The 13,303-nt window shown below is 71.2% G+C and carries 12 protein-coding genes; 4 read left to right on the forward strand and 8 right to left on the reverse strand.

Annotated elements, in window-relative coordinates:
- Nucleotides 1–164 precede the first annotated feature (164 nt).
- Nucleotides 165–452: a hypothetical protein gene (locus ADL25_RS14225; RefSeq protein WP_059128067.1), complete on the reverse strand. Its 288-nt coding sequence runs from the start codon at nt 450–452 to the stop codon at nt 165–167.
- A gap of 253 nt (nt 453–705) precedes the next feature.
- On the opposite strand from ADL25_RS14225, the gene tgmA reads away from it, so the two are divergent.
- Nucleotides 706–897 (forward strand): putative ATP-grasp-modified RiPP, encoded by a 192-nt coding sequence (gene tgmA / locus ADL25_RS14230; protein ID WP_059128068.1) that lies wholly within the window; start codon nt 706–708, stop codon nt 895–897.
- 13 nt (nt 898–910) lie between these two features.
- Nucleotides 911–1,867, forward strand: a complete 957-nt coding sequence (gene tgmB / locus ADL25_RS14235) for an ATP-grasp ribosomal peptide maturase (protein ID WP_059128069.1) — start codon at nt 911–913, stop codon at nt 1,865–1,867.
- 118 nt (nt 1,868–1,985) lie between these two features.
- On the opposite strand, the gene ADL25_RS14240 is transcribed toward tgmB, so the two are convergent.
- Both ADL25_RS14240 and ADL25_RS14245 read right to left on the reverse strand, forming a co-directional pair.
- Nucleotides 1,986–3,560, reverse strand: coding sequence for a serine/threonine protein kinase (locus ADL25_RS14240; RefSeq protein WP_063805630.1), 1,575 nt, complete (start codon nt 3,558–3,560; stop codon nt 1,986–1,988).
- A 161-nt stretch (nt 3,561–3,721) separates the two neighbouring features.
- Nucleotides 3,722–4,954, reverse strand: coding sequence for a 4-hydroxybenzoate 3-monooxygenase (locus ADL25_RS14245; RefSeq protein ID WP_234380902.1), 1,233 nt, complete (start codon nt 4,952–4,954; stop codon nt 3,722–3,724).
- A 172-nt stretch (nt 4,955–5,126) separates the two neighbouring features.
- On the opposite strand from ADL25_RS14245, the gene ADL25_RS14250 reads away from it, so the two are divergent.
- A complete protein-coding gene (locus ADL25_RS14250) occupies nt 5,127–6,620 on the forward strand; it encodes a serine hydrolase domain-containing protein (RefSeq protein WP_063805632.1) in 1,494 nt (497 codons plus the stop codon).
- On the opposite strand, the gene ADL25_RS14255 is transcribed toward ADL25_RS14250, so the two are convergent.
- The 4 genes from ADL25_RS14255 to ADL25_RS14270 form a co-directional block, all read right to left on the reverse strand.
- Nucleotides 6,586–7,545, reverse strand: coding sequence for a threonine/serine dehydratase (locus tag ADL25_RS14255; protein ID WP_059128200.1), 960 nt, complete (start codon nt 7,543–7,545; stop codon nt 6,586–6,588). The two genes, ADL25_RS14250 and ADL25_RS14255, sit on opposite strands and share 35 nt — an antisense overlap.
- Before the next feature lie 255 nt (nt 7,546–7,800).
- Entirely contained in the window at nt 7,801–8,151 is a 351-nt protein-coding gene (locus ADL25_RS14260; protein ID WP_059128071.1) for a UBP-type zinc finger domain-containing protein, read from the reverse strand.
- Nucleotides 8,148–9,632: an ATP-binding protein gene (locus tag ADL25_RS14265; RefSeq protein ID WP_107116605.1), complete on the reverse strand. Its 1,485-nt coding sequence runs from the start codon at nt 9,630–9,632 to the stop codon at nt 8,148–8,150. The genes ADL25_RS14260 and ADL25_RS14265 overlap by 4 nt, the downstream gene beginning before the upstream one ends.
- A gap of 38 nt (nt 9,633–9,670) precedes the next feature.
- Nucleotides 9,671–11,350, reverse strand: coding sequence for an FAD-dependent oxidoreductase (locus tag ADL25_RS14270; RefSeq protein WP_059128073.1), 1,680 nt, complete (start codon nt 11,348–11,350; stop codon nt 9,671–9,673).
- 131 nt (nt 11,351–11,481) lie between these two features.
- Here ADL25_RS14270 and ADL25_RS14275 point away from each other — a divergent pair, with 131 nt between their 5' ends.
- Nucleotides 11,482–12,351 (forward strand): universal stress protein, encoded by an 870-nt coding sequence (locus ADL25_RS14275; protein WP_059128074.1) that lies wholly within the window; start codon nt 11,482–11,484, stop codon nt 12,349–12,351.
- A 136-nt stretch (nt 12,352–12,487) separates the two neighbouring features.
- On the opposite strand, the gene ADL25_RS14280 is transcribed toward ADL25_RS14275, so the two are convergent.
- Complete coding sequence (locus ADL25_RS14280; RefSeq protein ID WP_059128075.1) at nt 12,488–13,264, reverse strand: dienelactone hydrolase family protein; 777 nt, start codon at nt 13,262–13,264, stop codon at nt 12,488–12,490.
- Nucleotides 13,265–13,303: the final 39 nt, after the last annotated feature.

Genomic DNA, 13,303 nt, shown 5'->3' on the forward strand with positions numbered 1-13,303 from the left:
TGTCGCCAGGAGCGCTCACATCATGGCGACGACCGGTGAGCAATGTGCCCCGGAGCAGCCACCGTTACCGCGCAGGGGACAGTGGCGGTGCCCCGTGTGAGCGTGACCGCTGATGCGGCACCGACGCCACGCCGGGGCGCACATCCACACCCCGGCCGCGTCCGTCATGCCGTCAGGAAGGAGGCCGCCGTGCGGTATGTCCCGCGTGCGGCGGCCCTCACCCGGTAGGTCGTCTTGGCCCGGTCGACCACCGGGTCGCCGAGCACGATCCGTCCCGCCGCGTGCAGCGCGTCGCACTCCTCCGTGGGCAGCGCCACCGGACGCCCGTCGGACTGCCAGCGGCCCCAGCGGCGCCGCCCGTTGGCGTGCACCGTGAGGAAGACCGGCTCGCGCTGGTTAGTGATCAGGCGCAGCACGTCGGCGGCACGGGCACTGAGCCGAGGGCGCGTCATGGGCGGTCAGCCTTTCGGGGCACGGGCGGCGGCGTCCGGCCGGGGAGGGGCGGATGATCTTCGGTTCGCATTGTTGCCGAGGGCACTGACATCAGCGTGTGTCCGGCTTTTAGGGACGTCACTCGGCGCCGTGCGGTTGTCTCCGGGCAATGTGGCGACCTTCACCCTGATGTGGCGGAAAGTAGTGAATTCCTTACGCCAGGAAGACGTAAAGGTCTGGGAACAGGCATGCCGAAAAACGCGGAGGTTTCCCGTGCGACCGTTCACCCTCAACTACGCCCGGCCCAGGGTGCTTCCCGCTGTGGTGACGCCGTACCGCTACGACTCCTCGATGCAGTTGAACGTGCTGCCCGACGGCCGTCCCGCGGTGAGCGACCGCGAGCTGCTGCTGGCGGCCGGCACGACGACGTCCACCGCCGGTTCACAGACCCATTTCGACGACTGACGGCGGTACCCGGATGACGGTACTCATCCTCACATCGGAGCAGGACGTGACCGCCGACATGGTGGTGGCGGAGCTGCACCTGCGCAGCGTGCCCGTGATGCGCCTCGATCCCGCGGACGTCCCCGGCAAGGCGGTACTGTCCGCCGACTACGCCCATGGCGACTTCGACGGCCATCTGTCGGTCAACGGACACGTCCTGAGCATGGGGGGCCTGCGTTCGGTATGGGTGCGCCGGCCGGGCGAGCCGGCTGCGCATGCGAGCGATTCGTCGTCATGGCTGACCGCCGAAACGCGGCAGGCCCTTTACGGCATGTTGTACTCCGCCCCGACACGGTGGATGAACCACCCTCGCAACGCCGACCAGGCCCGCTACAAGCCGTGGCAGTTGCGGATCGCCCACCTCAGCGGCTTCGCCGTGCCGCCGACGGTCATCACCACCGCCCCGCGGGTGGCCCAGCAGTTCGCCGAGGAGTACCGGGACGTGGTCGTGAAGTCGGCCTCGGGACCGCCGCCCGGCGACCCCGCGTCGGCGCTGCCGACCACGCTCATCGGACCCGGCGCCGATTTCTCCACCGTCGCGGCCGGACCCGCGCTGCTCCAGCGCTACGTCCCCAAGAGTGCCGACATCCGGCTGACCTGTGTCGGGCCCAGGCTGTTCGGCGCCCGCAAGAGGTCGGCACCCGGACAGGTCGACGGACGGTACGGCGACACGGGGTACGCATGGGGGACCACGGCGGTGCCCGACCGCATCGCGAAGTCCGTGCAGGAGTACCTGGCGCTGTCCGGACTCGCCTATGCCGCCTTCGACTTCGCGGAGGACGAGGACGGACTGTGGTGGTTCCTCGAGTGCAACCAGGCAGGGCAGTTCGGCTTCGTCGAACTGGAGACGGGCCAGCCGATCGCGGAGGCGGTCGCACTGTGGCTCGCCGGGCGTACGGGGGAGCGTCGCGTCCCGGAGAGCCGTGGATGAACCGCCGGTCCGGCCTCATCGGTGATCGGCGCCCCGGCCCCCCATGACTTCTGTGGTCCGGTCCGCACGGGGGCGCGGACCGTGCCGCAGAACCGCGGGATGCTCGGACGGCGTGGCGTCACAACCCCGTCGGACGGAAGGTCCGCAGGAAGACCTTCAGCGCCTGCTGGTCGACCGCGCTCCGGGCGTCGGCGGCGGGGGTGGTCCAGCGCAGGGAGAAGCCGCGGCCGTCGCCGACGAGGAAGCCGCGGCCGAAGGTGTGCACGCGGACCCCGCTCACCGTGGACAGCCACTCCATGTCCGCGCCCCTGTAGCCCCGGTAGGTGACGGGCCTGATGTCGCCCAGGCGTGCGTAGTCGGCGTATGTGCCCTTCAGTGACGGCTCCAGGCTCTGCCAGACGGCCACCGGGTCCGGGGCGAGACGCACGCCGGAGGTGACCGTCAGCGTGCGCGGATCCCCGCTCGCGCCGAACGTCACCCTGTAGGTGTCTTCGGCGGCGCTCTCCGTACGGATGCGTTCCCACCCCTGCGGCAGGTCGACGGAGAAGCCCTCCGGTGCCACGTGGCGGCCGAAGCCCGCGTTCGGGTCCCTGGTGGCGCCGGAGGACGGGGGAGGCGTCTGCCGATCGGTGCCGCCGCCCGTCGGATCGGCAGGCGTCGCGGGCGCTCCGGAACGTGAAGGACCGGTACCGGCCGCCGATGTGCCGCCCTCCGGTCGGCCCACCGCGACGAGGAGGGCCACGGAGGCCGCGACCACAAGACCGGCACCCACCAGCACCGAGCGGCGCACCGACAGGCCGCGCCCTGCCCGCCCCGCTCGCCGGACGAACGGCCACGCGTTTCGAAGACGCGGCAGCGGCGTCTCGTGCGTGGGCTCGTCCGGTTCCTCGTTCAGGACGCGCGTCAGCGAGGCGCGCACCGCCGGTTCCGGCACCCGTTCCAGGGCGTCGCGGCGCAGCAGACCGGTGACGGCAGGAGCGAGCGGACCGGCGTTCACCGGGTGGCGGAACGGCAGCCGGTCGACCGCGCGCAGCGTCGACTCGACCGGCCCCCGGTCCTTGACCGGCGCACGACCCTCCACCATCGCGTACAACAGCGCTCCCAGGGCCCACTGGTCCGCCGCCGGTCCCGCGCTCGACCCACGGGCCTGCTCGGGGGAGGCGTACGCGGGGGCGGTGACCCGCTGGGTGACGGACGCGCCGATCAGCCCGAAGCCCGTCACCACGACGGTGCCGCCCTGCCGCACGAACACCTGGCCCGGGCTCAGGTCTCCATGGGTCGCCCCGCGGCGGTGGGCGGCCTCCAGCACATCGAGGATGCCGAGGCCGATCCTGGCGGCCCACACATGGTCGAGGGGGCCGCGGGCCAGGATCACCCCGAGAGGTGTGCCGTCGATCCGCTCGGTCACGGTCCACAGGTCGCCGTGGTCCTCGACGACGTCGAGGACCACGGCGACCCGGCCGGGACACAGCAGTTCCATGGCCCCCGACTCGTGCAGGATCCGGGCGACGGTGCGCCGCACGGTGTCCTCGGACCGAACGGGTGCCAGGCGCGACCCCGTGAGCGACACCGGCCGTCCGGACTCCACGTCCTCACCGACCCAGACGGACCGTCCCTCCTCCTCGTGGACGGCCTCGAGCACCCGGTACCGCCCGGCGATCAACTCTCGTGTGTGGAGCTGCCCGTGGTCCATCGTCATCCTTCGCTGCGCACCGGACTCTCCGTTTCCCGGTTGTACGGCGGACGTGACGGTGGGTGTTCAAAGAAAGGCGATTTCCATGGCGGGATTTCCCCGGCCGCGCTGACGTCCGCTTGTACGTGCGAAAACGCGGCGCTTGACTACCCGTCAGTAGGTTACCTGCGGTTACTTTCGCCACCCGCGCCGATGTACGACTCGGCGAACGCGGCCGCCGCGACAGGGGAGTCGAACAGCCGCCGCAGCCTGGCACCGGCGTTGCCGGCCCGGAAGGGGTCCTGCGAGGACGGCCCGTGCAGCAGCTCCGCGAACCACTCGGAGAACTCCTGGTACTCCCACACCCGGCGCAGACAGGCGGCGGAGTAGCCGCGCAGCCCGCCGGTGTCGCCCTCGTGGAAGTACGCGACGAGGGCGTCGGCGAGCGTCAGCGCGTCGTACAGGGCCAGGTTCATGCCCTTCGCGGCGATCGGTGCCACCAGATGGGCGGCGTCTCCCGCAAGGAACAGCCTTCCGTACGTCATGGGCTGCACCACGTAGTTGTGCATGTCCAGCACACGTTTCTCGATCAACCGCCCCTCGGTCAGCGGTGCGGCACCCGCCACGGACAGCCGCGTGCGCAGTTCGGACCAGACCCGCTCGTGCGACCAGTTCGCGGCGTCGTCGCCCGGTGGGCACTCGAGGTAGTAGCGCGTGACCTGCGGGCCGCGGGCCATGTGCGCGGCGAAACCGCGGGGATGGACCCCGAAGACCACGCAGTCCGACGACGGCGGGGCCTCCGCGAGCAGAGCCAGCCAGCCCACGCCGTAGTCGAGCCGCGCCGTGTGCGCGCGATCGGGCGGCAGCGAGGCCCGGGTCACGCCGCGGGCGCCGTCACAGCCGGCGATCACATCGCAGGTGATCCGGCGGCGTTCGCCCGAGTCGGGGTCCGTGTACGACACCGAAGGCGTCTCGCCGTCGACGTCGTGCAACTCCACGTCGCGGACGCCGAACCGGATGTCGCCGCCCTTGGTGTCCGCGTACTCCCGGACCAGGTCGGTGACGAGCAGCGGCTGCGGATAGACGAAGTGGCGGTGGCCGGACACCTGCGTGTAGCCGAACCTGAGGCGCTCGCCGCCGATGCGGAACTCGCACTCCGTGTGCGTCTGCGCCTGTTCCAGCAGGCGAGCGGCCAGTCCGTGGCGCTCCAGCGCGCGCACCGCCCATTCCTCGATGAACCCGGCCCGGGGTCGTTGTTCGATGAACTGCCTGCTCTCGGCCTCGAGGACGACACAGTCGACACGGGCGCTTCGCAGGACGTTGGCGAGAGCCAGCCCGGCGGGCCCCGCGCCGACTATGACGACGGGGACGTGCCGACCGGATGGGGGGAAGGGTGTGGGGGAAGAGTCGATCACCCGATCATTATGGCGGTGTACCGTCAACCATCCCGCGCCGCGGCCGAGTTGGGGCAGGCCCCGCGACCCCGATCCGCGCCGTGGACAGGCCCGGGCCCCCGGCGGAAGGATGGCGCGTACAGCGAACCGCTGTCGCGACCGCCCGACCGCAGCGTTCCAGGAGGCCAGCCGCATGAGGACCCGCCCGTTGCCCGTCAGTTACCCCGCCGAGCAAGGGGTGGACGCCCGCGGGATCCAGGCCTTCCTCGATGCGGTCGAGACGGCTTCCGACATCGAGCCCCACAGCCTCATGATCCTGCGCCACGGCCACCTGGTCGCCTCGGGCTGGTGGGCGCCGTACACCGCCGGACGCCTGCAGTTGCTGTACTCCCTCAGCAAGAGCTTCACCTCGACGGCGGCCGGAGTGGCCGTCGCCGAAGGACTGCTCGATCTCGACGCACCCGTCGTCTCGTACTTCCCGGAATTCCAGGCGGACATCACCGACCCGCGCAGCCGCGCCATGCTGGTCCGGCACATCGCCTCCATGGCCAGCGGGCACCTCGCCGAGACCGACACCGAGGCCTTCGGGCGTGACCGCGCCGAACCCGTCCGCGGCTTCCTGCTGATCCCCCCGGACCGCGATCCCGGTACCGTCTTCGCGTACAACCAGCCCACGACCTACACGCTGGCCGCACTCGTACAGCGGCTGTCCGGACAGTCGTTGACCGAGTACCTGCGCCCGAGGATCCTCGACCCGCTGGGCATCGGCGAGATCTCCTGGATCCAGCATCCGCGAGGCCGGGACCTCGGGTTCAGCGGACTGCACGCCACCACGGACGCGATCGCCCGGCTGGGGCTGCTGTACCTGCAGGACGGCGTCTGGGAGGGCATGCGACTGCTGCCGTCCTCCTGGGTGGCGCAGGCGTCCCGGTCGCACATCTCCAACGCCGACGGGACGGCCGAGGGCGCCGCCTCGGACTGGCAGCAGGGGTACGGCTTCCAGTTCTGGATGTCACGGCACGGGTACCGGGGCGACGGGGCCTACGGTCAGTTCTGCGTCGTCCTGCCCGAGCACGACACCGTCATCGCGACGACAGCGGCGACCCGGCAGACGCAGAAACTCCTCGACGCGATGTGGCGTCATCTGCTGCCCGCCCTCGGCCCCGCCCCGCTCGCCGGCCGCGCCAAGGAGGACAAGGCGCTCCAGGAACGCCTCGACCGGCTGGCACTGCCACCGGTGGTCGCGGACCCCGGGCCGCCGGCCGCCCCCGGCTCCTGGCGCGACGCCCGTTTCACGCCCTTGGGCGGCCATTCAGCGGACCAGCCGACGTTGACGGAGGTCGAGGTCACCTCGGCGGACGGCGCCTGGACGGTGACGCTCGTGGAAGGCGAGGAGCGTCTCGCCCTGCGCCTTCCCGACTCGGGATGGGCCGTGGACGAGGGTGCGGTCCCCACGGCGGTGAGCGGTGGCTGGACGGCCCCGGGCACCCTGCGAGTCGACGTCGTCTTCCTGCAGACGCCGCACCGTCTGACGGTGAACTGCGCACTGGACGACCGCACCTTCACGGCCCGTTGGCACACGACCCCCCTTCGCGGCGGCCCGCTGCGCCGCTGTCGGGCGCCTCTCATCTCCCGGGAGGGCTCGGCACCGGTCAGCGCAGCCCGAAGCGATCGGCCCACCCCATGATGTCCGCTACGGTCGCGTTGCGGCCGCAGACCACCAGACCCAGCCGGACCCCTTCGCCGACACGCTCCCGCACCTGCCGGGCCGCGGGGAGCAGGCAGCCCGCGGCGGGCTCCGTCCACACCCCGGCGTGCTCGGCCAGTTCCAGGCTGCCGCGGACCGCGTCCCGGTCCGACACCAGCAGGACCTCGGTGACCAGGGTCGACGCATGGTCGTACGTCAGTTGGGAGACCGAGGGTGCGCTCAGCGTGGTCACGACCGAGGACAGCTCGACCGGTACCGGACCGCCCGCCGCCAGTGCACGGGACATGGCCTCTGCACCCTCCGTCTCCACCCCCCACACACGGATACCGGGCCGCAGGGCGTGCAGCGCCGCGGCCACTCCCGTGATGAGCCCGCCGCCCCCGACGCTCACCAGAACGTCGGTCAACTCGCCGGCGTCCTCGGCGAACTCGAGGCCGACGGTGCCCTGTCCGGCGATCACCTCCGGGTCGTCGAACGGGTGCACAAGAGTGAGGCCTTCGCCCCGCAACCGCGCGGTGAGCGCGAACGCCTCGTCCATCCCGTCCGTCAGATGCAGCGAGGCCTCAGCCGACTCCACGATCTCGACCGATCGTGCGGGCGCGGTCCGTGGCATCACGACCGTCGCCTTCACCTCCAGGGCGGCTGCCATGACGGCGAGCGCGATCCCGTGGTTGCCGCCACTGACCGCCACCACTCCCGCGGCCCGCTCCCGCTCGCCGAGCGTGAGCAGCCGCGCCGTCGCGCCCCGCGCCTTGAAGGAACCGGTGCGCTGCAGCAGTTCGAGCTTGGCGGTCACGGGGGCGCCGAGCAGTGCGGTGAGCCCGGGGCTCTCCACCGTCGGCGTGCGTACGACGTGCCCGGCGATGCGCTCCGCGGCCGCGTGAATGTCCGAGATCCCGATCAACGCCCCTACCTCCCATGACAGTTCCATCCGCCACGATGCGGCTGTCGTTCCGCCTCCACCCTCGCATGTGCGGGCGCGGGAAATCCGGTGACCGCGACTTCCGGGGCCGCCGGCTCTCGGGAGAAGGGGGGACACCCCGTTGTGGCGCGGGAACTGCCGGGGCAGGCCGTGTGCGATCTACGGGCCTGTCCCGCCCCGCTCGGGTCGACCGAAAGGCGCAGTCTCTCTCAGCCGATCTGATCCAGACGAAAGGCCCTAGCGCAGCGTCTCCGCCCAGTCGGCCGGTACCCGACCCTCCGGCCCGGGCACGGGCTGGTCCTCGGGGTGGCAGGCGGGGGGAGCCAGATCCGGCCCGGACTCGTACAGCTGGGAGGTGGTGAAGTCCCAGAACCAGCCTTCGTCCGGCTCGAAGCTACGGATCACCGGATGCCCGGTGGCGTGGAAGTGGGCAGTGGCGTGCTTGGCCGGAGAGTCGTCGCAGCAGCCTATGTGCCCGCACTGCGCGCACCGCCGCAGATGGAACCACCAACCGCCCGCCTCGTTGCACTCCACGCAACCACTGCCGCTCGGCGGGACGCTGGGCTCGATTCCGTTCACAGTGCTCATCTTGCCTCCGGTGACGGTTCGGGAGCCGGCTGGGGTTCGGCGCTCTGCTCGGCGACGTCGGACTCCGCGGCGGTCAGTGGCAGCCGCACCTGGAACCGTGTGTCGCCCGGCACCGACTGGACGTCCAGGCTGCCGTGGTGCTTGTTGGCGATGATGCGCCAGGAGATGTCCAGGCCGAGCCCGGTTCCCTGACCCACCGGCTTGGTGGTGAAGAAGGGGTCGAAGATACGGTTGCGGATCTCCGACGGCACACCGGGGCCCGTGTCGCAGAACTCGACGAGCAGCCGGTCGCGGTCGCGCGACGTCCGCACGGTCAGCGTGCCGTCACCACCCGATTCCTCGATGGCCGAGACCGCGTTGTCGATGATGTTCGTCCACACCTGGTTGAGCTCGCCGGGGTAGGCGGGAATGCTCGGCAGGGTGCGGTCGTACTCCTTGACCACGGTGATCCGACGGCCGATCTTTCCGGAGAGCATCAGCAGGGTGCTGTCGAGAAGTTCGTGGACGTCGACGACCTGGTACGGCGCCCGGTCGAGCTGGGAGTACTGACGGGCGGCATTGACCAGGGTGGACACCCGGGTCGTGGAGTCCTCGATCTCGTTCATCAGCAGCTCGGTCTCGACCGTGTAGTTGAGCCACCGGATCGCGCTTTCCAGCGCCCCCTCCTCGACGGCCGCCTCGACCTGGTCGAGCCAGTCGGTGTCCAGACCGGCCTGGACGAACGTGGGAGCCAGCTGCCAGCCGCCCTGGATGCCGTGGTCCTCGAGCCAGTCGCCGATCGCGTCCTCACGGTCGGACGCCTCCAGCGGACTGACCGGCATCGCCTTGGCGACCTGTTCCGCGGTCCGCTCCTGGATGTCGACCAGGGTCAGCAGCGCCTCCGGCTCGTACCGCCCGGCGGCGATCATGCCCAGCTTGTGCCGCATCCCGGCGACCCGCTCCCGCAGCGCCGCCGTCGCGCTCACGGCGGCCGCGGCAGGGTTGTTGAGCTCATGGGTGAGTCCCGCGGACAGGGAACCGAGTGCCAGCAGCCGTTCCCGCTGGTTGATGATCTGCTGTGTGTTCTTGTTGCCGAAGAACAGGCCCTCCAGCAGATGCACCGCCATCGGGAACCAGTCCCGCATGACCGAGGAGAAGGTCTCGGAGGGCAGGACGAAGAACCGTGAGGGTTCGGTCACCCGCATCGATCCGTTGTACTTCGCCCCCCGGGCCCGCTCGCCCAGGTACGCCTGGAAGGCCCCCGCGTACACCCCTCGCTGTGACGTCCGGGAGATCTCCACGTCGTCGGAGCCGACACGGCGGTACATCACCACCGTGCCGCTCAGCAGGACGAAGAAACACGTGGCCGGTTCGCCCTCGGTGTACACCGGGCCGGGTTCGAACAGTTCCACCCGGCCCTCGTGGCAGAGCCGTGCCAACTGGTCGTCGGTGAGCTTCTCGAACAGGAAGAGCGTCCTGAGCTCCTCCTTGTCGCACGTCATCGTCCGGCCGCCCACGCACCGCTCCCCGTCCTGTGGATTCATGACTGCTCCAGATACCGGTGGACGAGCATCACCGCCATGGCCCCCTCGCCGACCGCCGATGCGACCCGCTTGGCGGACTCGGCGCGCGCGTCGCCCGCGACGAACACACCGGGGACATTGGTCTCCAGATGGTACGGGGGCCGTTCGAGCTCCCAGCTGGGCGGCGGCTGCCCGTCGCAGGTCATGTCGGGACCGGTCAGGATGAACCCGTGCTCGTCCCGCAGCACGGTCCCTTCCAGCCACTCCGTCAGCGGCGCGGCCCCGATGAACACGAACAGCCACTGCGCGTCGACGAGTTCGGTGTGACCGGTGACCACGTCGCGCAGTGTCAACTGCTCCAGGTGGTCGGTGCCGTGCGCCGCCTCCACCACGGTTCCGGTGCGCACCGAGATATTGGGGGACTCGGCGATCTGCTGGATCAGATAGTGCGACATGGATGCGGACAGCGACTCGCCCCGGACGAGCACGGTGACCGACTTGGCGCCCCGGGCGAGGTACATCGCGGCCTGTCCGGCGGAGTTGGCGCCGCCGACGATGTAGACGTCCTGGCCCGAACAGGCGGGGGCCTCCGTCAGCGCCGAACCGTAGAAGACACCGCACCCCGTCAGCTTCTCGAGGCCCGGGGCGTTGAGCTGCCGGTAGGTCACGCCGGTCGCCAGGATCACGCTGTGTGCCGAGATCGCCGGCCCGTCCGAGAACCGCACGATGCGCGCCGACCCGTTGACCTCCAGAGAGCACACCTCGCGTGCGGTGAGGATCTCGGCGCCGAACTTCTTCGCCTGACGGCGGGCCCGGTCGGTCAGTTGCGCGCCGGACACTCCGTCCGGGAAACCGAGGTAGTTCTCGATGCGGGAGCTCTGCCCGGCCTGGCCGCCGGTCGCCGACCGCTCCACGAGCAGCGTCCGCAGACCCTCGGACGCCCCGTACAGGGCGGCTCCGAGGCCGGCCGGACCGCCGCCGATGACGATCAGGTCGTAGAACTCCGCGGTGGGCGTCGTGGCCAGCCCGACGTGGGACGCGAGTTCCTGTTCACCCGGTTCGAGCAGGGGCGTGCCGTCCGGGGTGACGACGAGCGGCAGACGGTCCCCGCTGTGTCCTGCTGCCGCCAGCAGCCGTTGGCCCTCGGGGGTGTCGACCGAGTACCAGCGGTAGGGAACCTGGTTGCGGGCGAGGAACTCCCGTACCTCCGACGACCGCGCCGACCAGCGGTGCCCCACCACCTTCGTGCTCGGTACCGGCCGGTAGTCCGAGGTCCGCCACGCCTCCAGCAGATCGTCCAGGACGGGGTAGAGCTTCTCCTCCGGCGGGTCCCACGGCTTGAGCAGGTAGTGGTCGAGGTCGATGACGTTGATCGCGTCGATGGCGGCGCTGGTGTCCGCGTACGCGGTGAGCAGCACCCGGCGCGCGCCGGGGTAGACGTCCAGGGCCTGTTCCAGGAATTCGATGCCGTTCATCTCGGGCATCCGGTAGTCGGCCATGATCACGGCCACCAGGTCGCCCCGCAGCTTCAACTCCCGCAGGGCATCGAGGGCGCTCTCACCGGACTCGGCGCGCACGATGCGGTAGGACTCGCCGTACCGGCGCCGAAGGTCGCGCGCCACGGCACGCGACACTCCGGGATCGTCGTCCACGGTCAGGATGACGGTCCGTGCAGCTGCGCTGGCAGCCTGTGCCATAAAGTCTCCCACCCCGAACTCATCGGCGTCCCGCCCATCGTATGTTCGATCGTCCGGTTTCGCTCCGGAACCAGGTGAGCGCCCGGATCGGTAGCGTGTGCACGTCGGATCATGAACAGGGAGGCAGCCGTATGACCCGCCCCATCACCGTGGGAGTGGACGGATCACCGGAGAGCGTCGCCGCGGCGGCCTGGGCGGGCCGCGAGGCGGTGCGCCGGGGTCTGCCGCTGCGGATCGTGCACGCGTGGCACTGGGAGCCGTACGAGATCGTCCCGGCCGCGGACCGGGACGCCCAGGCGCGCTGGGCCCGGGAGACCGCGGAGGGGACCGGGCGGACGCTCACCGAGCGCCACCCGGAGCTGACCGTGACCGCCGAGGCCCTGGAGGGCCCGCCCGTCGAGGTCCTGGTGGAGGAGGCCGCCGCAGCGGAGCTGGTGGTGCTCGGATCGCGGGGCCACGGTGCGGTCGTGGGCTTCCTGCTCGGCTCCGTCGGGCGGCAGGTGATCGCCGAGTCCGCCCGGCCCGTGGTGCTGGTCAGGTCCGACGACCGGGCGGCGGCCGAGGCGGCGGGCCGCGAGATCGTCGTCGGCCAGCACGGGGAGCCGGACGACGGCGCTGCCGCGCTGGAGTTCGCGTTCACCACGGCGGCGGCCCGGGGAGCGGCGGTCCGTGTCGTGCGGGCCTGGACCCTGCCGCCCGTGTTCGCCTACAGCCCCGCATCGCTGAAGCTGCTCGACGAGGCCGGCGGTCTGGAGCCGTACGAGCGCAAGGCGCTGGACGAGGCGTTGCGGCCCTGGCGGGAGCGCTTTGCGGACGTGCCGGTCACCGAGCACGTGGAGATGGGCAGCGCGGGTCAGGTGCTGCTCTCCGCGGCCGCTCGTGCGCAGCTCGTGGTGGTGGGGCGGCACTCCTCCCGCGTGGTGGCCCCGCGGATCGGCTCGGTGGCGCATGCGCTGCTCCACCACGCGCCCTGCCCGGTCGCGGTCGTCCCGCCGGCCTGACCCCTCAGGACGGGGCCCTGGGGCCCGCCGGGGCGGATTCCCTGGCCGCCGTACGCCGTGGACGGGCCCGTTGGGTCTCCTGCGCCGGGCGGCCGCAGGACGGCGGGCCCGATGGCCCGCCGTCCCGGCGGTGGACCTACGACGCGCCGTCGGCGCGCCGCAGAGTGCGGTCCAGGAGTGCGAGCAGCTCGCTCCAGTGGCGGTCCGCCGCCTCGGCGTTGTAGCTCGAGGTGTCGGCCTGGGTGTAGCCGTGGTGGGCGCCGGGGTACACCTCGCTGCGGTGGCGGACGCCCGCCTCCGTGAGCGCCTTGTCCAGCCGCTCGATCTGCTCGGGCGGCATCGAGGCGTCCTGGTCGGCGTGGCCGAAGTAGACCTCGGCGGTGACGCGGTCGGCCACCAGATGAGGGCTGCCGGGGGCGTCGGTCGCCAGCTGTCCGCCGTGGAACCCGGCCACGGCGGCGACCCGCTCCGGATGCGCACCGGCGGTGCGCAGTGCCAGCCGGGAGCCCATGCAGTAACCGGTGATGCCGATCTGACCGTCGGCGGCCTGGGGACAGTCGGCGAGCCAGCGCAGATAGGCGTCCGCGTCGCGTTCGACCACCTCGGGCGTCAGGGCCTGCACGAGCGGGCTGATCTGCTGCAAAATCTCCGGGCGCTCGGCCGTGTCGATGAACTCGGGCAGTTCGACGACGGGCGCCCGCCCCTGACGGTAGAAGACGTTGGGTACGAGGACGGTGTAGCCGTTCCCGGCGAGGCGGTCGGCCATCTGCTTCAGGTTCGGGCGCAGACCGAAGGCGTCCATGTAGAGCAGAACCGCGGGGTGGGGGCTGCCGTCCTCCGGGTAGGCCAGGTAGGCGTCGGCAGTGCCGTCCTGAGTGGGGATGTCCACGGACGTCCCACGGGTGGAGGTCATGTGCTGTTCTCCTGACTTTCGTCATCCGGCCGATGGCGA

Source organism: Streptomyces sp. NRRL F-5122 (assembly GCF_001507435.1).
Taxonomy (GTDB): domain Bacteria; phylum Actinomycetota; class Actinomycetes; order Streptomycetales; family Streptomycetaceae; genus Streptomyces; species Streptomyces lannensis.